This is a genomic window from Polaribacter vadi (assembly GCF_018861005.1).
Lineage (GTDB): Bacteria > Bacteroidota > Bacteroidia > Flavobacteriales > Flavobacteriaceae > Polaribacter > Polaribacter vadi_A.
The window spans coordinates 74,368-96,248 of sequence record NZ_JAHKQL010000003.1 but is presented as its reverse complement, the minus strand read 5'-3'; the positions used below and the strand labels follow the sequence as shown (position 1 = coordinate 96,248).

Annotated in this window: 27 protein-coding genes; 16 read left to right on the top strand and 11 right to left on the bottom strand. The window is 28.7% G+C overall.

All coding sequences use genetic code 11. The annotated features are described in order from the left end of the window. Positions 1 to 30: 30 nt before the first annotated feature. A complete protein-coding gene (locus KO506_RS02320; protein WP_215993285.1) occupies positions 31 to 573 on the top strand; it encodes a DUF3575 domain-containing protein in 543 nt (180 codons plus the stop codon). 59 nt (positions 574 to 632) lie between these two features. Continuing rightward, positions 633 to 1,130, top strand: coding sequence for a DUF3575 domain-containing protein (locus KO506_RS02315; RefSeq protein WP_215993284.1), 498 nt, complete (start codon positions 633 to 635; stop codon positions 1,128 to 1,130). Between the two features lie 85 nt (positions 1,131 to 1,215). Here the strand turns inward: KO506_RS02315 and KO506_RS02310 are convergent, their stop codons facing one another. Then, complete coding sequence (locus KO506_RS02310; protein WP_215993283.1) at positions 1,216 to 2,763, bottom strand: glycine--tRNA ligase; 1,548 nt, start codon at positions 2,761 to 2,763, stop codon at positions 1,216 to 1,218. A gap of 105 nt (positions 2,764 to 2,868) precedes the next feature. Here KO506_RS02310 and KO506_RS02305 point away from each other — a divergent pair, with 105 nt between their 5' ends. Both KO506_RS02305 and KO506_RS02300 read left to right on the top strand, forming a co-directional pair. Further along, positions 2,869 to 3,555, top strand: a complete 687-nt coding sequence (locus KO506_RS02305; protein ID WP_215993282.1) for a ComF family protein — start codon at positions 2,869 to 2,871, stop codon at positions 3,553 to 3,555. A gap of 55 nt (positions 3,556 to 3,610) precedes the next feature. Continuing rightward, positions 3,611 to 5,227, top strand: a complete 1,617-nt coding sequence (locus KO506_RS02300) for an Ig-like domain-containing protein (RefSeq protein WP_215993281.1) — start codon at positions 3,611 to 3,613, stop codon at positions 5,225 to 5,227. 232 nt (positions 5,228 to 5,459) lie between these two features. On the opposite strand, the gene KO506_RS02290 is transcribed toward KO506_RS02300, so the two are convergent. Next, entirely contained in the window at positions 5,460 to 6,608 is a 1,149-nt protein-coding gene (locus KO506_RS02290; protein WP_215993279.1) for a cystathionine gamma-synthase, read from the bottom strand. A 116-nt stretch (positions 6,609 to 6,724) separates the two neighbouring features. Beyond that, complete coding sequence (locus tag KO506_RS02285) at positions 6,725 to 7,180, bottom strand: DinB family protein (RefSeq protein ID WP_215993278.1); 456 nt, start codon at positions 7,178 to 7,180, stop codon at positions 6,725 to 6,727. Between the two features lie 43 nt (positions 7,181 to 7,223). On the opposite strand from KO506_RS02285, the gene KO506_RS02280 reads away from it, so the two are divergent. Beyond that, positions 7,224 to 7,568: an arsenate reductase family protein gene (locus tag KO506_RS02280; protein ID WP_215993277.1), complete on the top strand. Its 345-nt coding sequence runs from the start codon at positions 7,224 to 7,226 to the stop codon at positions 7,566 to 7,568. A gap of 93 nt (positions 7,569 to 7,661) precedes the next feature. Here KO506_RS02280 and KO506_RS02275 read toward each other — a convergent pair whose 3' ends face one another. From KO506_RS02275 to KO506_RS02265, 3 genes are all read right to left on the bottom strand, one after another. Next, positions 7,662 to 8,138 (bottom strand): DUF4252 domain-containing protein, encoded by a 477-nt coding sequence (locus tag KO506_RS02275; protein WP_215993276.1) that lies wholly within the window; start codon positions 8,136 to 8,138, stop codon positions 7,662 to 7,664. Positions 8,139 to 8,214: 76 nt separating this feature from the next. After that, positions 8,215 to 9,126, bottom strand: coding sequence for a glycosyltransferase family 4 protein (locus KO506_RS02270; RefSeq protein WP_303435793.1), 912 nt, complete (start codon positions 9,124 to 9,126; stop codon positions 8,215 to 8,217). A gap of 127 nt (positions 9,127 to 9,253) precedes the next feature. Beyond that, complete coding sequence (locus tag KO506_RS02265; protein WP_252726754.1) at positions 9,254 to 10,093, bottom strand: hypothetical protein; 840 nt, start codon at positions 10,091 to 10,093, stop codon at positions 9,254 to 9,256. A 169-nt stretch (positions 10,094 to 10,262) separates the two neighbouring features. On the opposite strand from KO506_RS02265, the gene KO506_RS02260 reads away from it, so the two are divergent. The 7 genes from KO506_RS02260 (at position 10,263) to KO506_RS02230 (ending at position 15,744) form a co-directional block, all read left to right on the top strand. After that, entirely contained in the window at positions 10,263 to 10,952 is a 690-nt protein-coding gene (locus tag KO506_RS02260; RefSeq protein WP_215993274.1) for a thymidine kinase, read from the top strand. A gap of 32 nt (positions 10,953 to 10,984) precedes the next feature. Then, entirely contained in the window at positions 10,985 to 12,082 is a 1,098-nt protein-coding gene (alr, locus tag KO506_RS02255; RefSeq protein WP_215993273.1) for an alanine racemase, read from the top strand. A 157-nt stretch (positions 12,083 to 12,239) separates the two neighbouring features. Beyond that, positions 12,240 to 12,650, top strand: a complete 411-nt coding sequence (mscL, locus tag KO506_RS02250) for a large-conductance mechanosensitive channel protein MscL (protein WP_215993347.1) — start codon at positions 12,240 to 12,242, stop codon at positions 12,648 to 12,650. Between the two features lie 172 nt (positions 12,651 to 12,822). Continuing rightward, positions 12,823 to 13,359, top strand: coding sequence for an RNA polymerase sigma factor (locus tag KO506_RS02245; RefSeq protein ID WP_215993272.1), 537 nt, complete (start codon positions 12,823 to 12,825; stop codon positions 13,357 to 13,359). Beyond that, complete coding sequence (locus tag KO506_RS02240; protein ID WP_215993346.1) at positions 13,359 to 14,111, top strand: HEAT repeat domain-containing protein; 753 nt, start codon at positions 13,359 to 13,361, stop codon at positions 14,109 to 14,111. The genes KO506_RS02245 and KO506_RS02240 overlap by 1 nt, the downstream gene beginning before the upstream one ends. 35 nt (positions 14,112 to 14,146) lie before the next feature. After that, positions 14,147 to 14,947, top strand: coding sequence for a hypothetical protein (locus tag KO506_RS02235; RefSeq protein WP_215993271.1), 801 nt, complete (start codon positions 14,147 to 14,149; stop codon positions 14,945 to 14,947). Between the two features lie 86 nt (positions 14,948 to 15,033). Beyond that, on the top strand, positions 15,034 to 15,744 hold the full coding sequence (locus KO506_RS02230) for a DUF4097 family beta strand repeat-containing protein (protein ID WP_215993270.1): 711 nt from the start codon (positions 15,034 to 15,036) through the stop codon (positions 15,742 to 15,744). A gap of 67 nt (positions 15,745 to 15,811) precedes the next feature. Here the strand turns inward: KO506_RS02230 and aat are convergent, their stop codons facing one another. Then, a complete protein-coding gene (aat, locus tag KO506_RS02225) occupies positions 15,812 to 16,438 on the bottom strand; it encodes a leucyl/phenylalanyl-tRNA--protein transferase (RefSeq protein WP_215993269.1) in 627 nt (208 codons plus the stop codon). A 117-nt stretch (positions 16,439 to 16,555) separates the two neighbouring features. Here aat and KO506_RS02220 point away from each other — a divergent pair, with 117 nt between their 5' ends. Both KO506_RS02220 and KO506_RS02215 read left to right on the top strand, forming a co-directional pair. After that, positions 16,556 to 17,182, top strand: a complete 627-nt coding sequence (locus tag KO506_RS02220) for a YqaA family protein (RefSeq protein ID WP_215993268.1) — start codon at positions 16,556 to 16,558, stop codon at positions 17,180 to 17,182. Between the two features lie 18 nt (positions 17,183 to 17,200). Further along, a complete protein-coding gene (locus KO506_RS02215) occupies positions 17,201 to 17,437 on the top strand; it encodes a DUF1456 family protein (RefSeq protein ID WP_215993267.1) in 237 nt (78 codons plus the stop codon). Positions 17,438 to 17,594: 157 nt separating this feature from the next. On the opposite strand, the gene KO506_RS02210 is transcribed toward KO506_RS02215, so the two are convergent. After that, positions 17,595 to 17,963, bottom strand: coding sequence for a DUF3127 domain-containing protein (locus KO506_RS02210; RefSeq protein WP_068356955.1), 369 nt, complete (start codon positions 17,961 to 17,963; stop codon positions 17,595 to 17,597). A gap of 5 nt (positions 17,964 to 17,968) precedes the next feature. Continuing rightward, complete coding sequence (locus tag KO506_RS02205; protein WP_215993266.1) at positions 17,969 to 18,829, bottom strand: flavin reductase family protein; 861 nt, start codon at positions 18,827 to 18,829, stop codon at positions 17,969 to 17,971. Positions 18,830 to 19,024: 195 nt separating this feature from the next. Here KO506_RS02205 and KO506_RS02200 point away from each other — a divergent pair, with 195 nt between their 5' ends. After that, the gene (locus tag KO506_RS02200; RefSeq protein ID WP_215993265.1) at positions 19,025 to 20,182 is read left to right on the top strand and encodes a sensor histidine kinase; all 1,158 of its coding nucleotides are present in this window, start codon (positions 19,025 to 19,027) and stop codon (positions 20,180 to 20,182) included. Here KO506_RS02200 and KO506_RS02195 read toward each other — a convergent pair whose 3' ends face one another. Together KO506_RS02195 and greA are read right to left on the bottom strand one after the other, a co-directional pair. Continuing rightward, the gene (locus tag KO506_RS02195; RefSeq protein ID WP_215993264.1) at positions 20,183 to 20,572 is read right to left on the bottom strand and encodes an HIT family protein; all 390 of its coding nucleotides are present in this window, start codon (positions 20,570 to 20,572) and stop codon (positions 20,183 to 20,185) included. It lies immediately after the preceding gene. A gap of 213 nt (positions 20,573 to 20,785) precedes the next feature. Beyond that, positions 20,786 to 21,259 carry a transcription elongation factor GreA gene (greA, locus tag KO506_RS02190; RefSeq protein WP_215993263.1) on the bottom strand — a complete coding sequence of 158 codons (474 nt, stop codon included), beginning with the start codon at positions 21,257 to 21,259 and terminating at the stop codon, positions 20,786 to 20,788. 196 nt (positions 21,260 to 21,455) lie between these two features. Here greA and KO506_RS02185 point away from each other — a divergent pair, with 196 nt between their 5' ends. Next, positions 21,456 to 21,881, top strand: a complete 426-nt coding sequence (locus KO506_RS02185; RefSeq protein WP_215993262.1) for a phosphoribosylaminoimidazole carboxylase — start codon at positions 21,456 to 21,458, stop codon at positions 21,879 to 21,881.

Here is a 21,881-nt window from a genome sequence, read left to right as displayed (position 1 = left end):
ATTTGTTTACTTAAATCATAAAACTTAACTATGAAAAAAATTACTTTAATTATTTTAGTATTTGTAACTACAATTGCTTTTGCACAAGAAAAAGAAGAAAATTACCCTCAAGACATCAATAAAAAAACAGAAATTAAAATTAACGCTTTAACTTTAATCGCTGCAAAATGGATTGATGTTTCTTATGAGCGTTTAATAGATGAAGAGTCTTCTTATGGTATTGCAGCTACATTAAGTACAGATAGAGACGAAAGTGATTTAAATTATTCGCTTACACCTTTTTACAGACGTTATTTTTCGGGCAATTTTGCAAGAGGTTTTTTTGTAGAAGGTTTTGGTATGTTGTACTCTGCAAGAGACTATTATTATGATGATTATGATCACTACGACTATTATAGTAATTCTGATAACTTTGAAACTGGCTTTGGTTTAGGTATTTCTATTGGAGGAAAATTTGTTTCTAAAAAAGGTTTTACCACAGAATTAGTTTTAGGTGTGGGGCGTAATTTTTCTGAAAATAGTTATGATGATGCTATTGGTAGAGTTGGAATTTCTGTTGGATATCGTTTTTAAAAGCATTCATCTATAAAATAAATTTAATAATTAAATCGTTAAAAACTAAAAGACAATTTATGAAAAAATCAATTTTAATATTTACCCTTTTCATTAGCTCAATTACTTTTTCTCAAAGAGAATTTAAATTAGATATTGCTGATGCTCTAATCATAAAAACTTTAGATTTTTCTTATGAAAACTATATAAATGAAGAATCTTCTTTTGGTATTTCTGTACAGTTTAATTTAGAAAAACAAGAAGCAGATTTTAGGTACAATGAGAATATGATGATAACTCCTTATTACCGTCATTATTTTACAACTGAGTATAATTGGAACTTTTTTGGTGAAGGTTTCTTCGGAATTAATTCTGGAAAAAAAGAATCTGTTGAAGATTCTGATATTTATGACATAGAATATACAGATGGTGCCTTAGGTGTTGCAGTAGGTGCAAAATACATATCTAATGGAGGCCTAGTAATTGATTTGTATGGTGGTTTGGGTCGTAATTTATTTGGTTCAGAATCTCCTGTAATAGTTCCAAGAATTGGATTTAATGTTGGTTGGAGGTTTTAAAGTCAGTTAGCAATTAGGAAAAAAATAAAAATCCTCATCAAAATATAAAAATTGATGAGGATTTCTTTTTAATATTATTCAGAAATTAAGCTTCCATTTTTTTTAACCAAGTCTTTACATCAACCTCAGCTTTTATTATCTCTTTTAAATCAGAAATTTTAACACGCTTTTGCTCCATAGTATCTCTATGTCTTATGGTAACAGAATTGTCTTCTAAAGAATCGTGATCTACAGTAATACAAAAAGGTGTTCCTGCAGCATCTTGTCTTCTGTAACGTTTACCAACTGCGTCTTTTTCATCATAAAAAACATTAAAATCCCATTTTAAGTCTTCCATAATTTGTTTGGCAACTTCTGGCAAACCATCCTTTTTAACCAATGGTAAAACAGCTGCTTTAAATGGCGCTAAAACTGCTGGTAATTTTAATACAGTTCTTGTAGTTCCGTTTTCTAAAGCTTCTTCTTGTAAAGAGTTAGAGAAAACTGCTAAAAACATTCTATCTAAACCAATAGAAGTTTCTACTACATAAGGCACATAACTTTTATTTTCTGTATGATCAAAATATTGTAATTTCTTACCAGAAAATTCTTCATGTGCTTTTAAATCGAAATCAGTTCTAGAGTGTATTCCTTCTAATTCTTTAAACCCAAAAGGAAAATTAAACTCAATATCTGCTGCAGCATCTGCATAATGAGCCAATTTATCATGGTCATGAAAACGATAATTTTCTTGACCCATTCCTAAACTTAAATGCCATTTTAAACGGGTTTCTTTCCAGTTTTCGTACCATTCTTTTTGCGTACCTGGTTTTACAAAAAATTGCATTTCCATTTGTTCAAACTCACGCATTCTAAAAATAAATTGTCTTGCAACAATCTCGTTTCTAAAGGCTTTACCTGTTTGCGCAATTCCGAAAGGAATTTTCATTCGCCCCGTTTTTTGCACGTTTAAAAAGTTTACAAAAATACCTTGAGCGGTTTCTGGACGTAAATATACTTGTGTAGAATTTTCTGCTGAAGCTCCTATTTTAGTTCCAAACATTAAGTTAAATTGTTTAACTTCTGTCCAGTTTTTAGAACCAGAAACAGGACAAACAATACCTAAATCTAAAATTAAATTTCTAAAACCTTCTAAATCACTTTCTTCTTGAACGCGAGTTAATTCTGCAGAAATTTCATCAATTTGTTTTTGACGACGAATTACATTTTGATTTGTAGCTCTAAACTCACCCTCATTAAAAGCATCACCAAAACGTTTTTGTGCTTTGGTAATATCTTTTTGTATTTTTATATTTATTTTTTCTCTAAATTCTTCTACTAAAACATCTGCTCTGTAGCGTTTTTTAGAATCTTTATTATCGATTAAAGGATCATTAAAAGCATCTACGTGCCCAGAAGCTTTCCAAGTTGTTGGATGCATTAATATTGCTGCATCTATACCCACAATGTTTTCGTGCATTTGCACCATTGCTTTCCACCAATAATCTCTAATATTTTTCTTTAGCTCTACTCCATTTTGAGCATAATCGTAAACCGCACTTAATCCATCATAAATTTCAGAAGACTGAAATACATAACCATACTCTTTTGCGTGCGATAAAACTTTTTTAAACTGATCTTCTTGTTTTGCCATAATGAGCGCAAAAATACACATTTACTGAAATTTATCAATAAAAAGCAGTGCATAAAAACCTATAAAAAACAATTTATGTATCTTTAAGAAGAATTGTTTTACGCTATGAGAATTCTAAAAGATTTATTCTATATTTTTTACCCCAAATTATGTGTTGTTTGTGATGAGCATTTGTTAGAAAATGAAAATATAATTTGTACACTTTGCAGACACGATTTACCGCTCACAAATTTTAATGACTATAAAAACAATAAAGTTACACAGACTTTTTATGGATCTGTTACTATTGATAAAGGTTATGCCTTGTTATTTTATAGAAAAGAAGGTAGTACCTTAAATTTAATACATGATTTAAAATACAAAGACAATGAAAATATTGGTGTTTTCTTTGGCAATTGGTTGGGTGAAATTCTCAAAGAAAATAGTGAATTTAAAGATGTAGATTACATAATACCTGTACCTTTGCATCCGAAGAAATTAAGAGAAAGAGGTTATAATCAAGTAACCAAATTCGGAAAAAGATTGAATTTTCATCTAAATATTCCGTTAATAGAAAATGAATTAATCAGAATTTCATCAACCAAAACACAAACCTTTAAATCTCGTTTTGAACGATTTAGGAATTTAGACACTAAATTTTCTTTAAGTAACCCATCTCAATTTAACAATAAGCATATATTATTAATAGATGATGTAATTACAACAGGTGCTACATTAAAAGCTTGTGCTAAAGAGTTTCAGAAATCAGAAAATTGTAAAATAAGCGTTTTAACAATGGCATATACAGAATAATTTTTATGATTTTATATTCAAAAAATAATCGTTAATTTGTGTAAAATTTATTTGAGTGAAGACTTTTTACAAATTCCTTTTTTTTACATTAATTCTTATTATTGCAACAAGTTGTGCTAGAACTGGAAGACCAGAAGGTGGCCCTAAAGATGAAGATGCACCTTTATTTGTAACTGCAAATCCGCCTTACGAAAGTATCAACTTTAATAAAAAAGAAATTAAGATTGAGTTTGATGAATTTGTAGTCTTAAAAAATTTAAATGATCAGTTGGTAGTATCTCCACCAATGAAAAATCCGCCTTTAATTACTCCTCAAGGAACTGCAAGCAGAGAAATAAAAATCGAAATTTTAGACACATTAAAACAAAACACTACCTACATTTTTAATTTTGGTAATGCAGTAGAAGATAATAATGAAGGTAACAAGCTAGAAAATTTTAAATATGTATTTTCTACAGGCAGCTATATAGATTCTTTAACTACTTCTGGCTCTATTAAAGATTCAAAATTAAAAGAAACACCTAAAAGTGTAAATGTTTTGTTATATAGAATAGATACTGCTTTTAACGATTCTATTGTTTACAAAAAGAAACCAAATTATATTACAAACACATTAGATACAACCAATTTTAAATTCACCAATTTAAGAAAAGGCAAGTATTTAATGGTGGCTTTAAAAGAAGAAATTAACGATTATATTTTTAATCCTGTTACAGATAAAATTGGTTTTTATACAGATACACTTCAATTACCAAAAGACAGCATTATAACCAAACCTATTATTTTATTTCAAGAAGATTTACCTTACGAGTTTAAAAGAGGTAAAGAAGTTACCAAAGGTAAAATAGAGTTTGGTTTTGTGGGTGATGCAAAAGACATGAAGGTTAACCTACTCTCTAAAGTACCAGATACTTTTAAAAGTGTTTCTAAATTTAGAATTGATAAAGACACACTAAATTACTGGTTTACCCCTATTGATGTAGACTCTTTAAATTTCACAATTTCTAATAATGAGTTTTTAGACACCTTAACAGTTAAGCTAAGAAAGAAAAAATTAGATTCTCTAGAAATAACAACCACTGTTAGAAATACACTACATTTTAGAGACACCTTTTTTATAAGTAGTAACAACCCAATTGTAAAGATAGATACTACCAAAATCAGTCTTTTTGATAAAGATACAATTGCCGTAAATTACAAAGTATTAGCTTCTAAAAAAGAGAATAAAATTGCTTTTCTTTTTGATAAAAAACCTGAAGACAAATACAATTTTAAAGCACTACCAGAGGCTTTTAATGATGTTTTTGGAATAAAAAACGACACGTTAAATTATAATTTTTCTACTAAAGAAATTGAAGATTATGGTAGAATAACTTTAAACGTAAATAACGTAAATAACAAAAACATAATTATAGAAATTCTTTCAGGCTCTAAACAAGAACAACTTGTAGAGCGTAAATTTATTACTACTTCTACCAAAGTAGTTTTCGATTTATTAGAACCTAGTAAATATACTATTAGAGCAATTGTAGATACAAACAAAAATAACAAATGGGATACTGGAAATTATCTTAATAAACAATTAGCAGAAGAAATTATATATCACAAAGAAATAAATAATGCAGACTTAAGGGCCAACTTTTTCTTGGTTGAAAATTTTACAATTGATTAAAAAAAAAATGAAAACACTTTTAATTATTGCGCTTATAATTTTGAGCTTAACACTATGGTTTAAAGCTATATCAGACATTTCTAGAACAAGATTCAGCTGCGATAACAACAAAAAAATATGGTTTTTCATCATCTTTTTAATTCCATTTTTAGGAGCTTCTGCGTATTTTTTGATGAAAAAAAATTACATAAAAAAAAGACCTAAATTTTAGTTTAGGTCTTTTTTTTTGTTCTTATAAATTTAAAGCTTGGTCTAAATCTTCTAATAAATCTTCTTCATCTTCAATACCCACACTTAAACGAATTAAAGAATCAGTAATACCAATTTTTAAACGTTCTGGTTCTGGAATAGAAGCGTGTGTCATTGTTGTTGGATGATTTACCAAACTCTCTACACCTCCTAAAGATTCTGCCAAAGTAAATACTTTAGTATTTTCTAAAAACTTAAATGCAGCTGCTTTACTTTCGTCTTTAAGCCTAAAAGAAACCATACCTCCAAAATCTTTCATTTGTTTTTTAGCAATTTCATGATTTGGATGATTTTCTAAACCAGGATAATATACCTCTCTTACTTTTGGGTGGTTTTCTAAAAATTTAGCTACAGCTCTACCATTTTCGCAATGTCTTTGCATTCTAATATGTAACGTTTTTACTCCTCTTAAAGCTAAAAAAGAATCCATAGGACCTGCAATTGCACCAGCTGCAAATTGTATAAAATGCAATTCTTCTGCTAATTTTGCGTCTTTTACCATTAATGCTCCCATAACAATATCTGAGTGCCCACCTAAATATTTTGTTGCAGAATGCATAACAATATCTGCACCTAAAGTTAAGGGTTGTTGTAAATATGGCGTTGCAAAAGTATTATCTACAGCTACTAAAATAGCTTCATTTACATCTTTTATTGCTGATGCAATTGCTGCGATATCTGCAATTTTCATTAATGGATTTGTAGGTGTTTCTATCCAAGCTAATTTTGTTTTTTCTGTTATGGCTTCTGTAACATTGTTTACTTTATTCATATCTACGAAAGAGAATTCTAATCCGTATTTTTTAAATAATCTTGTAAACATTCTGTAAGTACCACCATATAAATCGTCTCCAGCAATTACCTCATCTCCTGGACTTAATGTTCTTAAAACACAATCTATTGCAGCTAAACCAGACGAAAACGCAAAACCATGAGTACCATTTTCTATGGCAGCAAAACTACTTTCTAATGCTGCTCTTGTTGGGTTTTTTCCTCTTGAATATTCATACCCTTTATGTACTCCTGGGCTAGATTGTGCGTAGGTAGATGTTAAAAAAACAGGTGGCATTACTGCTCCTGTTGCTTCTTCGTGCTTTTGACCTCCGTGAATTGTTTTTGTGTTGAACTTCATTTCTTACATTATCTAAAAGTTGGCAAACTAGTTTAGCCCAGATTGAAGCATTTGTTTGAGCTCTTTTTTGGCTTTTTCAGCCAAAAAAAGCGAGTGCTGAAAGCTGGAAATAGCTTCTATAAAAACTTTTTTATCGATCTTATAATTCCGTAATGAATGCCTTCGTGAAAATTATTGAATGAAATTGCATTTTCTATGTTTTTTAAAACATAACCTGTACTTGTTGGATATTCTGTGTAATTCTCGAAAATACCTGCTTCAAAATCTTCTTGCAACGTATCTGGCAAACCTATTAACAAATCTTTTACTTCTTCAAATTCTTCTTCTGTAAAAGTTTTTGTTGGTGCAGTTCCTTTTCTATGCGCTTCTATTAAATCATCTGGACACAAAGGGTTTAAACCAGACAATTTATAATGTAACAATTGTTGAGTAACTACTAAATGAGCCACATTCCAAGCAATATTGTTTTTAAAACCTTCTGGAATTTTGTGAATTTGATCTAAAGTTAAACCTTCTAATTCTTTTAAAACGAGTTCTCTAGATTTTCTTAAAACATCAAACTGTATATTCATTTTTTATGTATAATTTTGATGTTGTAAATATAATTTAATAAAAATGAAGAAAGTCTATTTTTTGCAAACTTGTGATACCTGTAGAAGAATTTTAAAAGAAGTAAATACAGATGGTTTTGAACGACAAGAAATTAAAGCGAATAATATTTCTGTAGAACAATTAGAGGAAATGTATGTGCTTTCTGGTAGTTATGAGGCTTTATTTAACAAGCGTGCAAAGTTGTATAAAGCTATGGATTTGAAAAATCAGGATTTGACTGAAGCTGATTATAAACAATTTTTGCTAGATGAATATACGTTTTTAAAACGCCCAGTTTTTATTGTTGATGATAAAATATTTATTGGAAATAGTAAAAAAGTAATTGAAAGTTTAAAGGATATTCTTTAAAAGCAAATGTCATTTCTACCTTGTAGAGAAACCTAAAAATTGATAATGTATTAGGAGTTTTTTTACAAAAGGTTGAAATGACAAGCTAACTCATTATTTTGATGAAAATTTAATATCTGAATTAGACATTATTTCTGCTAATTCATCCATAGTTAAATTGGTTTTTAATCCGAATAAAATAACTTTATCATTATCGCTATTGGCTTGTAAAACGATTTCTTTTACAATATCATTTTTTTCTAAAATATAAAAAGCGGCTTTTCCATCATCACCTTTTACACGTGCCATAGTTTTTAATTTATTTTTTTTGATATACTTTTTAAAGTCTTTAGATACTGAAGCGTCTTCGTTATTAAAAATCATTAATTTAAAATCGCCCGATTTTTTTAGTAGTTTTTGTAAATCGTCATTATCACCTTCATCTAAAAAAGAACCTGCAAAAGAGGCTGATAAATTAATAGAAAAAGCAGATTGTTCTTTATGCTTTTTATAAAAGTTTTTAAAGGTAGTTTCTTGTGCTACAGCACTTATCATAAAAAATGCACATAGAATGGTTGTAATTTGTTTCATAATACTTGGTTTTCTTTTCAGACGAATACCAAAGTATTTTGTTACAATAAAATTTTTAAAATAGATTTTTTTAAGTCTAAGATTTATAAACTTCCATTAAACCTTCTGCTTCTTTTTGAGCACTCCAATTTTGTAGAATTTCTTGTCTTGCTTGTTTTCCTAAATGTGGAATTTCGCCTGTTATAGATTTTGATAAAAGGGTTTCTAGTTCAGTACTATTTCCTGCTTCAAATAAATATCCACTCTTTTCATTGGTGATTAATTCTGAATGTACACCTACATTTTTTGTAGCAATTACAGAACATTCGCAACTCATAGCTTCTGCTGTTACTAAAGAAAATCCTTCAGAAAAACTAGGAGCAACAACTATTTTTGCAGCTTGATAATAAGTAATAATATCTCTAGTTTCGTTTATAAAATAAACTTGATTTTCTATTTTATGTTGCTGAGCAATATCTTTTAATTCTTTTAAAAATTCAGGTTTATCTACTTGTCCAACAATTACTAATGCCCAATTTTTATGGCTTTTTAAAACCTTAGCAGCTTCTAATAACACTAATTGTCCTTTTGCTTTTCTTACTCTACCAGCGTTTAAAATGATGTTTTCTTGAGAAATATTCTCTAATTTTTTATTAGCATCTGGTTTAAAATCATTAACTCTAACTCCATGACCAACTATGGTGTTTTTAATACCTAAATTTTCGCTCATACTTTTTATAAGCGTAATAACTTTATCTGCTTTTTTTAATAAGTATAAAGTTAAACCAGATGGTTTTGTTTCTGCGTGTCTTGTTGCAACTAAAGTAAATTTTGCACCTAAAAAACGATAAAAAAGCATTCGCATAATTTCATTGTTTCTATGGCAATGCACTACTGTTTTAACATCAGAAAATAAAATTGATTTTAGTTTTTTAGCAGTAAGATGATTTCCTGAAATATTAGAACCATAAACATAGGTTTCAAATTCATCAGAAAAAAAAGGAAGCACATTTTCTATGCTTCTAGTAACGCCTGTTTTACGCTTGTGAAAATGAGTATGAATTAAAATAGGTTTCAGTTGATAAAGTCTAAAGTGTTTGCAATTATTTTGAGTATAAACTCAAAATCTCGAATTTTTAAGCAAATTTACGTTCTATTATCTCCATAAAACGAACTTCTAATTCCTCTTGATTATCCCAATTATAATCTGGTTTTACCATTGTATTTATAAAATGTTTCGCTTCACTTTCTGATCGAAAAGTATTTAATTGCGAAACTACTCTATTATAATCTTCTTGCTGATTATTAAACAAGTTTTTTACAAATGCAATTCTATCATTTAAACCAATCTGAATGTTCTTTGCCAATTTATCGTTTAGAGATATTGGCTGTGCATTTTCGAATAAATCAGCCATAACATCAACAGAAATAACATCTTGTAATTCCTCTTCTAAAGACATTGTTTTACGTTCTTCTACTTTTATAACATCGTTTATAATTTCTTCTTCAATCTTTACAACCTCATTTTCTTCTAACTTTTCTTCAACTTCATCTTTAGGAAAAAGTATTTCTTCTAACTCATCAAAAGGTTGTTCAATAATTTCTTCAACTTTATTGGTTTGTATGGGGTGCTCAACAACATCATTAAGTTCAACTTTTTCTTCTAGAACTACTTTAATTTTATCTTCTACTAACTCTTCAAAAATTTCTACTTTTTCAGTTACCTTAGGTTCATCAACTAAATTATAGACAATTTTTTCTTCAAGAATAATTTCTTTATTAGTTTTATGAACTGCTGTAATCGTATTTTCTTTTGTTTCTAAAGCTAGTTCAACTTTATCTAACAAATCTTCTTTAGTTGTTTCTAAATTCGGAGTTTCTTTCACATATTCTTCTACAAAAGCCAGTAAAGCAAGCTTTTCGTAAACTTCTTTAGATTTTTCTTTTAATGCAAAAACATCTTCTCTGTTTTTCATTTTTAAAATGTTGTGCGCTAAACTGATTAAATCAGCCTCCAATTTTTTGTGCATATCTTATCTTTGAGTTGCTGAAATCATTTCAGCATAAATTATTTTTTGCTATTAAATATTTATAGATTTGTAATTGCTTAAAAATAAATAAAATTATAACGCTTAAAATTACAAAATGTTTCTTGAAAATACAGTAAATCATACTGAACAATTTGGCTGGATAGAAGTAATTTGTGGTTCTATGTTTTCTGGCAAGACAGAAGAGTTAATTAGACGTTTAAAACGTGCGCAATTTGCAAAACAAAAAGTAGAAATTTTTAAACCTGCTGTAGACACTAGATATGATGATGAGGAAGTAGTTTCTCATAACGATTCTAGAATTCGTTCTACACCTGTGCCAGTTTCATCGAACATAAGACTTTTAGCAAACAATGTTGATGTTGTTGGTATTGATGAAGCTCAGTTTTTTGATGATGAAATTGTTGCAGTTTGTAACGATTTGGCAAATAGAGGAATTCGTGTAATTGTTGCTGGTTTAGATATGGATTTTAAAGGAAATCCTTTTGGACCAATGCCAGCCCTAATGGCTACTGCAGAATATGTAACTAAAGTACATGCTGTTTGTACACATACAGGAAATTTAGCACATTATAGCTTTAGAAAAGCGCAAAATGATAAATTAGTAATGCTTGGAGAAACCCAAGAATACGAACCTTTAAGTAGAGCTGCTTACTATAAAGCTGTTAAGAAAAAGCAGGAAGAAACTTCACAAAACTCAACTATTAAATCTGATAATGAGCAATTCAATAATGTCGAAAAAAATGAAGGTTCTGATATAAATACTGATGACTCAAAAATTGATTAAAAGGTGCTGATTCTAATTTAGCATATAAGATTATGAACAATCACGTTACAGTTTTAGAAATTGATAGTAATGCCTTAGTGCATAACTTGAACTATTTTAAACAAAAAATAAAGCCTGAAACCAAAATTTTAGCAGTTGTTAAAGCTTTTGGTTATGGTTCTGATGGTGTGCAAGTTGCTAAGTTTTTAGAAGATAAAGTAGATTATTTTGCTGTTGCATACACACAAGAAGGTGTTGCTTTGCGTGAAGCAGAAATTAAAACACCCATTTTAGTTTTACATCCACAGATACCAAATTTAAAAACGATTGTAGATTATAGATTAGAGCCAAATCTTTACAATTTTAAAATCTTTAATGCCTTTTTAAAATTAGCAGACGAAATGCCTTTAATGAATTATCCAATTCATTTAAAATTTAATACAGGCTTAAACAGGTTAGGTTTTTGGCATACAGATATCCCTAAAATCTTAACAGATTTAAAAGGTTTTAATCACGTAAAAGTACAATCTATATTCTCTCATTTAGCTGCTAGTGAAGATTTAGAAGAAAAGGAATTCTCTATAAATCAATTGAATAACTTTGCATACATAGCTCAACAATTCTATAAACACCTAGGTTACGAACCTTTATTACACATCTTAAATACCTCTGGAGTTATAAATTATGCTAAAGCACAATTTGATATGGTTAGAGTTGGTATTGGTTTGTATGGTTTTGGTAATGATGATAAAGAAACTGCTCAATTAAAAAACACACATAACTTAAAATCTATTATTTCTCAGATTCATTTAATTCAGCCAGGTGAAACTGTTGGATACAACAGAGCTTTTGTAGCTAAAAGTCCAACAAAATCTGCAACAATCCCTATTGGGCATGCAGATGGATTATCTAGAAAATTAGGAAATAAAAAAGGTTTTGTACTAATAAATAATCAGAAAGCAAAAATTATTGGTAATGTTTGTATGGATATGATTATGGTTGATGTTACAAAAATTGATTGTAAAGAAGGTGATGAAGTTATCATTTTTAATCATCAGAAAATGCTAAATCATATAGCAACTATTTCTGAAACGATTGTTTATGAAACTTTAACTGCAATTTCTCAGCGCGTTAAAAAGGTTTTAAAATAATAATTATCTTAACTAGAATTTTTATTTTAAATAATATTCTATAAAACTTAACAATTTGGAGCTTAAAAGCCCAACTTACACCTCTTATCGAATAAAAAAATCACTAAAGTTTTTATTTTTCTACTTTTGCGTAAACTAAAATTATACACAAATGGGAATGCTTAAAGAATTTAAAGCTTTTGCAATGAAGGGAAACCTTGTAGATATTGCAGTAGGTTTTGTTATGGGTGCTGCTTTTAAACAAGTAGTTACTTCATTTACAGGAGGGATTGTTTCTCCGTTAATTGGCTTAATATTTAAAGCTGATTTTAAAGAATTAAAATATATTGCTAAAGAAGGTGTTGCAGATGCAACTGGTAAAGTTACTGGAGAAGTAGCCATTTTATATGGTGAGTTTATTACCAATATTATTGATTTTATAATTGTAGCTTTTGTTATGTTTATGATGATAAAAGGAATAAACGCAACTAAAAAGAAAGAAGAGCCAGCTCCAGAACCAGCTCCTGCAGGACCAAGTCAAGAAGATTTATTAGCTGAAATTAGAGACTTATTAGCAAAGCAAAAATAAATTTTTTTCTTTTAGAAAACGATACAAAACCCAAGCAATAGCTTGGGTTTTTTTATGGATTATAGCCAAATCTGCATCCATACCATTTGTTCTTTTTAGAAAAAAATTATTAAAAATGTAACCTTTTTGTAAATTGATGGTTTTAACTATAGAAACCAACCAAAAACCAACCTTGAAACAATTAACTGACGAAGAAATTATGTTAGCAATTGCAACTGGCAAAATAGAATTATTATCGATTCTTTTTGATAGATATCATGTTCGTATGTATAATTATTTCAATAAGATGGTTTGTAATAAAATGGTTAGCGAAGATTTAACACAAGATGTTTTTATAAAAGTAATTAAGTACAGAACATCTTACAAAAACGGAAATTTTGCAGCTTGGTTATATACTATTGCACGCAATATATTTTCTAGTCATTATCAAAAAACAAAAAAAGAACGTTCTAATTTAATTGATGATGATAAGTTAGATGCTAACGAAACTTTGGTTTCTGAAAGCAACCAAGAAGAGTTAGAGCATTTACAAAAAGCGTTGCTTAAACTTTCTAATTCTGATAGAGAATTAATAGTTATGCATCGTTTTCAAGAAATAAAATACGAGCAAATTGCACAAATTATTGGCAGCACAGAAAATGCTGTAAAAGTAAAAGTGCATAGAGCTTTAAAGAAATTAAAAGAAATCTATTTTCAAAACAATAACTAATGGAGTGTAGAGATATAGAAAATAAACTGAACGATTATTTAGAAGATAATTTATCTGAAATAGAAAAATCTGAGGTAGAACATCATTTAAAAACTTGTGCAAATTGTCAACAAGAATTAGCAGAACTAAAATCTTTTTTAGCTGTCTTAGATAATGATACAATGGAAACACCTTCTGCCAATTTAAAGTTGAATTTCGAGCAAATGTTGGCACAAGAAATAGAAAGACACAATCCTAAAGTAGTTCAGTTAAAACCAAAAACAGATTGGAAATCTTATTTAAGAGTTGCTGCCAGTATTTTAATTGTAATCAGTGCTTTTTTGTTAGGCAAATATCAACCAAACAAAACATCATCAATAGAAAAAAATACAGCACAAGTTTTAACTTTATTAGAAGATAATTCTGCAAGCAAGCGAATTTTAGCCGTAAACAATGCAGAAGAATTTACAAGTAAAAATACAAAAATTATTGAAGCATTAATTAACAGATTATTTTTTGATAAAAACACAAACGTACGTTTAGCTGCAGCAGAAGCGTTGTCTAAGTTTTCGTCTGAAGAGTTGGTTAGAGATGCGTTAATAAAAAGTTTGGAAACAGATAAAAGTACTATAGTACAAATAGAAGTAATTACAATTTTATCTAAAATCCAAGAAAAAAGAGCAATTAAACCCATGGAAAAAATGCTCGAAAATGAGGAAACTCCTCAATATGTAAAACAACAATTAGAATTAAATTTATCAACATTATTATAGAAAGATGCTGCACTAAATTCAGCACAAAGTAAATCATGAAAAAAATATTCATCTTAGTATTATTTGTTAGCACAATAATATCAGCACAAAAAAAGGATTTTAAATATGCATTAACTGGCATAAAAAAAGTAGTATTATCATCAGATACAGCAATTAGAGTAGAAGTTGGCACTACACAAGAACTTATTCTATCAGATAGTAATAATAATGACAAACATAATAATGATCATTTTTCTGAAGAAAAATCGAGTACAAAAGAAGATAAAAGAAAAGGCTTAACAGCAGTTTATCCTGAAGGAAAAGACGATACAAATGGTTATGGCTTTTCAATTTCAAAAGAAGGAGATATACTATATGTTACAGATTTAAAATCGCACTTTCAAAGACATGGATTGTTTGTAAAATTACCAAAAAACATCAATATTTCTGTGGATGCAGAAAACCTAGGTTCTATTTATATGGAAGGTTTTACAGGCGAAGTTGAAGCTTCTGCAAACGTGGGTAAAATTGAAATGAAAAACGTTACAGGACCAATTACTGTAGATGCTAATGTTGGTAAAGTAAATATCGATTTTGTAAAAGTTAGCCAAAAATCTCCAATTACAATTTCTACTTCTATTTCTGAAATTGATGTTGCAATACCTGCAAATACACAAGCAAATTTAGAGTTAAAAACACAAGGAACTGTTTATACAAATTTCGATTTTGATATGCCAAAGAAAAAAGGATTACCAAATGTTAGTGGCAGAAAAAGTATTGTTTCTAAACTAAATAATGGTGGCGTAAAAATCTACATTAAATCTTCTATGGGTAATATTTATTTGCGCAAAAAATAAGAATATCGTCTAAATTTACTTAGAAAATTCGCTTTAGACTTTACTTCTAAAACACACTAAAATCATCTAATTTAAAAACATTAATAATGAAAAGTTTATACTTCTTCATAGGATTGTTATTGACTATTAACAACCTATCAGCTCAAAAAAAAATTACAGAAAACGCATCTAGTAATAATAAAAATGATGTTTATGTTCATTTAAAATTCGCTAATAATATTATTGTAAAAAACTGGAATAAAAATGAAATTTCTGTTGAAGCAACTGTTAATTTAGATGATAATAAACACAATAATTATTTTTCTTTAAAATCAGAAAATATTGGTGATACTTATAAAATAGTATCAAATTATGGAGAGTATTTTAAAAAATACAGAAGTTATACTAATAATGATGACAAAGAAATCTCAACTTCTAGACATAAGGATATTGTGAATTATATAATTTATGTACCAAATAATATGCAACTAAAAGTTAAAAGTATTTCTGGTGATGTAGAAGCCGAAAACTTTGTTGGTGCTTTAAAACTAGATTTAATTAGCGGAAATATTACTGTAAAAAAACACTCTAAAGAAATGCAACTAAAAACCATTAGTGGAGATATAGATATCTATGTTGCTGATGCAAAATTGGAAGCAAAAACCTTAACAGGAGGTGTATATTCTAATTTAGAAATTAATTTTGATAAAAATAAAAAAACAGGTTTTGGTTCTAAAATTGTAACTACCATAAACAAAGGAACCGCTTTTTTAAAGCTAAATACAATTAGCGGAGATATTTATTTACGAAAGATTTAACTACTATTTTAAACTAATTTTACAGCCATTTCTTTAAGAAAATGGCTGTTTTTTTTATCAAAAAAGTCTAGGCTTTTAAAATTTCTAAAAACAAACCTCTTTCTATTTCTTTTGCACCTAAACTTGCTAAATGTTCGTTATAAATTTGGCAATCTATCAAATTATAATTTTTGTTTTTTGCCAAGTGAATAAATGCCAATTTAGAAGCATTAGACACTTTACTAAACATGCTCTCTCCACAAAAAATATCGTTAATTTCTAAGCCATATAAGCCACCAACTAATTCTTTATCTTTCCAAATCTCAATAGATTTTGCAACTCCTCTTTTGTGTAAGTTAATGTAAGCCTGTTCCATATCATCTGTAATCCAAGTGCCAAAACCATCTTTTCTGTTGATGTTTTTACAGTTGTAAATAACCTCTTCAAATGCTTGGTTTTCTGTGATTACAAACTCATTATTTTTAATGATTTTTCGCATAGATTTAGACACTTTTACCTCCTCAGGAAATAAAACCATTCTTTCTGATGGGCAATACCAAACAATAGGATCATCCTCAGAAAACCAAGGGAAAATTCCGTTTTTGTAAGCGTAAATTAAACGATTTTCAGACAAATCGCCTCCCAAAGCCAAAACACCATCATCTGTAGCGTATTTGTAATCAGGAAATTCTATTTTATCAGTGAGCCAAATCAAAGTTTCTATTTTTACTTAAACCGTTAAAATCAAAAAATAAATTATTTAAAATTTTACTCAAAATTATTAAAATTTTGTCAGTATTTTTGCAAATCGTTTTATTAATAAAACAACAAAATGCTTAAAAGAAAAAAACCTAAAAAATCTCAAGGTAAAAAATTCCAACTAGTACACAAGTATTATAAAATTACTGGTTTTTATTCTTTTGTAGGTAAAAACCTAAAAAGTGCCATTTTACCTATTCTAGGTATTATTATCGGTATTTTCTTATTTAATAAATACGTTTATAATATAAATGATGGTTTGCATCATTTTACAGAAACTTTTTCTAGGCTTTCTATTTTATCTGTATTTTTTCTTTCAGAAACTATTTTAGGATTAATTCCGCCAGAAATTTTTATTGCTTGGACAAAAAAAACTGACGAACCTATTTTAAATCTAGCTATTCTAGCAACATTATCTTATTCAGGTGGTTTAATTTCTTATTTTATAGGAAGAATGGCCTTAAAAATAAAGTCTATAAAAGAATATCTAGAAATTAAAATGGCAAAAAACCTAGCCAATACTCGTAAATGGGGAGGAATTTTAGTTTTAGTTGGTGCATTATTACCTTTGCCTTTTTCTATTGCTTGTATGACTGCTGGTATGATTAAATATCCTTTTAAAAATGTTTTTTTCTTCGGATTATTTCGTTTTGCAAGATTTGCAATTTATGCTTGGGCAATTTTTAAAGTAGTACATTAAAACAATTATCTTTGCAATATGGGATTAACAAATAACGATATTTTCAAAAAATTAAGAGTAGCACACAAATTACGTGATACAGATATTATAGATATTTGTGCTTTGGTCGATTTTAAAGTTACAAAAGGCGAATTAGGTGCAATTTTCAGAAAAGAAGATCATCCTAAATATATTGAATGTGGAGATCAGTTTCTACGTAATTTCTTAAACGGATTAATTATTCATTTGCGTGGACCAATGCCTAAAAAATCGTAGATTTTTTTTAGACTCTTAGTCAGTTAGATTTTTAGAGGCAAGAACCAAGACTAAAATATATTAATTAAAAAAAAGAGAGAATTCATTAAATGAATTCTCTCTTTTTTTATCTTGTCTCTTAGATTCTAAAAATCTAACTGACTAAAAATCTAACAATCTAGAATGGTAAATCATCTGGCTCATCATCAGAAACTTTAGATGCTGGCTCAAACTGATCTACAGGAGGCAAATTACTTGGTGCTGCAGACTGACCTAAGTTTTCTATTCTCCAACCAACAATTGAGTTAAAGTATTTTGCTTCTCCTTGTGGATTAATCCACTCTCTACCTCTTAAATTAATTGAAATTTTTACATCTTGACCAACTTTATAGTTGTTTAACAAATCTGTTTTGTCTTGATGAAATTCTACGCTAATCATTTGTGGGTATTGATCATCTGTAGTTACAACTACATCTCTTTTTCTAAATCCGTTAGCACCAAAAGTTTGTACTTCTCCAATAATTTTTACTTTACCAATAACTTCCATAATATTTATTTTAATAAAAGTACTTTCCAAGCACTTTCTACATCATTTTTACTTAAAAAATCCTGCGCAAATGTATGTTTTTTTGTAGTTTCTAACCCAATAAAATTTGGGTGTTCTTTACCAAAGTTATTAACAGTGTCAGTAGTTGGCAATTGTTCAATATTACCTAACATCCCCAAATTATTACCTGTTAAAACTGTACTATTTCTAATTTCTGATGGAATATTGTCAACACCAATTCCTAAAGTTGATATTGGTTTCGGAATTTCGAAAAAACCATCTCTGGCTCTTGTATAATAACTACCTCCTGCTCTAGCCACTAAATCAATTCTATGTTGATCTATTGCTCCATTATCATCTAAAACATTTTCGTTTATGTGCATTTTAACAACTTCGCAAACTATTAAATTTCCTGCTCCACCTTCATCACCAGTAAAAATAACATCATTTACTTTACACTCAAATTGCACAGGCGATTCTGCTACTCTAAAAGGTTTAATTTCGTCTGATTTTAGCATTGTAAAACCTGCTTTTTCAAACTCATTTACTCCTTCTGGATATTCTGTAGAACTCAAAGACATTTGTTGAACAATATCATAATTCACAACATTAATCACTACTTCTTTAGTTGCTAAAACATTATTTAAAGTATGCTTTGTAGTATTATCTCTTACTCTTCTTGCAGGAGAAAATATTAATATTGGTGGGTTTGAACCAAAAACATTAAAGAAAGAAAAAGGCGATAAATTAGGATTACCATCAGTATCTATGGTACTTGCAAATGCAATGGGTCTTGGTGCAATTGCGCCTAATAAATAGCCGTGAAATTTTCCTGTTGGAATTTCTTTTGGATTGATTGAAAGCATATTCAAAAATTTAAATAGATGTCACTTTGAGTGATTTTCGGTTTCAAGAGAAAATTTTATAAAGAAGTTCTCGACACTAATTTATTACGTTATCACTTTATAAATTCACTCTAACTGACAAATAAAATTCATTAGTAAAGATACTATCAAATACTTAAATGAGTTATATACAAGAAACCTTTATATTTGTTTTTAATGAAATTTCTCTCAAATACACTTTTATTAAAACGTATAACAATGCTAGTTTCTTTAGTAATTGTTACGCTAATTCTCTGGAACACTTACACTTTCTTTCAAAAATTTAAACAATCTGAAAGAGCAAAAATGGAAATTCATGGAGAAGCCATTAAAGAACTAAATACAGAAAGTTTAGAAGATTTAGAAAAAAATATTTCTGAACTTCCATTAAGTGTTATCAGCAGAACAAAAGATATTCCTTTTATTTTGGTTGATGCAAATGGTGAAATAAAAGGTTCTAATAACTTAGATCCTAAAAAAGAAAACGATCCTAAATATTTAAAAGAACAGCTCGAAATTATGAAGGATCAGAATCAGCCAATTCAAGTTGATTATCTAGGAAAAACAGACTTTATTTATTACAGAGATTCAGATTTATTAAACAAATTAACCTATTATCCTTTAGCATTAATTTTAATTTTAGTCTTGTTTTTAGCGGTTATCTATCTGTTTTATAGTTCTAACAAAGCTGCAGAAACCAATAAACTATGGACAGGGATGGCTAAAGAAACTGCGCATCAAATTGGTACGCCTTTGTCTTCTCTTTTAGGTTGGATTTCGATTTTAAAAATGGAAAAAGTAGATGAAACTTATATCCAAGAAATTGAAAAAGACGTACATCGTTTAAATACAATTGCCAATCGTTTTTCTAAAATTGGTTCTGTACCTGAGTTGAAAAAAGAAAACATTGTAGACATTACAAAACAGGCCTTTGATTATTTAGAATCTAGAAGTTCTAAACAGATTTCGTTTTCGTTTTCATCTACAGAAGATGAAATTTTTACAGAATTAAATACAGAATTATTTGGTTGGGTAATCGAAAACCTAATTAAAAATGCTATTGATGCAATGTTGGGTAAAGGTGAGCTCAATCTAAAAATTGAAAGCAAACAAAAGAAAGTTAAAATTACGGTTTCTGATACTGGTAAAGGAATGCCTAAAAAGTTATTCAAACAAATATTTAAACCTGGTTTTACAACTAAAAAACGTGGTTGGGGTTTAGGTTTATCGCTCTCAAAACGAATTGTAGAAGATTACCACAATGGAAAAATATTTGTAAAAAAATCTGAAATTGATAAAGGAACCACTTTTCAGATTTTGTTGAATAAGTTATAATCATGAAAAATTACTAGCAATAGTCTCTGCTAAAGCAACAAACTCTTCGTTTGTTAGTTTTTCTTTTTTAGTAAATTGCATATCAGCCATTGCATTTGTTGGTATTAAATGTACGTGAACGTGAGGTACTTCTAAACCAATTACACTCATACCAATTCGTAAACACGGCACTGCTTTTTCTAACGCTTTTGCAACTCTATAAGAGAAATCCATTAGCGCTAAATATTCTTCTTTTGATAAATCAAAAATCTTGTTTTCTTCTTTTTTTGGTACTACTAAAGTATGTCCTTTTGCATTTGGATTAATGTCTAAAAAAGCAAAAAAATTATCATCTTCTGCTACTTTATAACTTGGTATTTCTCCTTCGATTATTTTGGTAAATATGCTCATATTAAAAAGTAAATAGTTTTTAGTAAAAATAAAAAAAGAATTCGGGTTCTGACAATGTCAAAACCCGAATTTAGAATAGTTTTTTAAATAATTATTTCCTAAAAAGTTATTTCAAAAAGTTTGCAAACAAGTTTAGCCCTGATTGAAACGACATCCTTTTTTATTTTTCATAAAAAAGATATAGTGGAAAGCAGGAAATAGCTTCAAATAAAATTATCTTGAAATCTCTACAATTTCAAATTTCATAATTCCATTAGGCACTTTAATTTCAGCAAGTTCACCTACTTTTTTCCCTAATAAACCTTTACCAATAGGTGAATTTACAGACAGTTTTCCATTTCTAACATCAGTTTCAGAATCTGCAACTAATCTGTAAGAAAACTCCATTCCATTACTTGTATTTTTAATCTTAACATTAGAATGAATCAATATTTTAGAAGTATCTAACTGACTTTCATCTAAAATACGGGCAGATGCTACTATATTTTTCAACTTAGCAATTTTAGTTTCTAAATGAGATTGTTCTTCTTTTGCTGCATGATATTCTGCATTTTCACTTAAATCTCCTTTATCTCTAGCATCTGCAATTTCTTGAGTAACTCTAGGTCTTTCTACTTGCTCTAACTGATGTAACTCGTCTTTTAATTTTTTTAATCCTTCTGGAGAATAATATGAAATTTCGCTCATTTTCTTTGTTTTTAAAACTTATCCTTTTCTTTGCAAAACATATAATTTATCAAAAAAGAGATAATACAATTATTTCTTAAAAACCCTTTATGGGTTAAATTTAAAAATCTCATTGCCTAAACAGGAATGAGATTGTTCTACAAATGTACAAAATATTTGTAAATTGCCAGCGTTTTTAATAAAACAGAAATCCATAATGTTAAAAAAATTAGTAATTTTTACTTGTTTTATCTTTTTTATAAACTGCTCAGATACAACTAATTTAGAAGGTTGCATAAGATCTTTTAGCTTAAGTACAGCCACAGATTTAAACAATCCTGGACTTATAAACGCACAAACTCCTGGAGGTTATGCAGAGTTACCAAGTGTAGGTGGTTTAAGTAAAGGAATTCTTTTATTTAATAAAAACGGAAGTGATTTTGTTGCTTTTGATAGATTATGCCCTGCAAATAATTGCACTGCTCCAATGATATTTGAAAACAGACTTTTAAAATGTACTTGTGATGACAGTACCTACAGTGTAGATTTTGGAGGTGCACCACAAACAGAAGGTTTTCAATGCCCTGCAATTGAGTACAATGTAACCAGAAATGGCTCTACAATTCGAATCAGTAATTTTTAA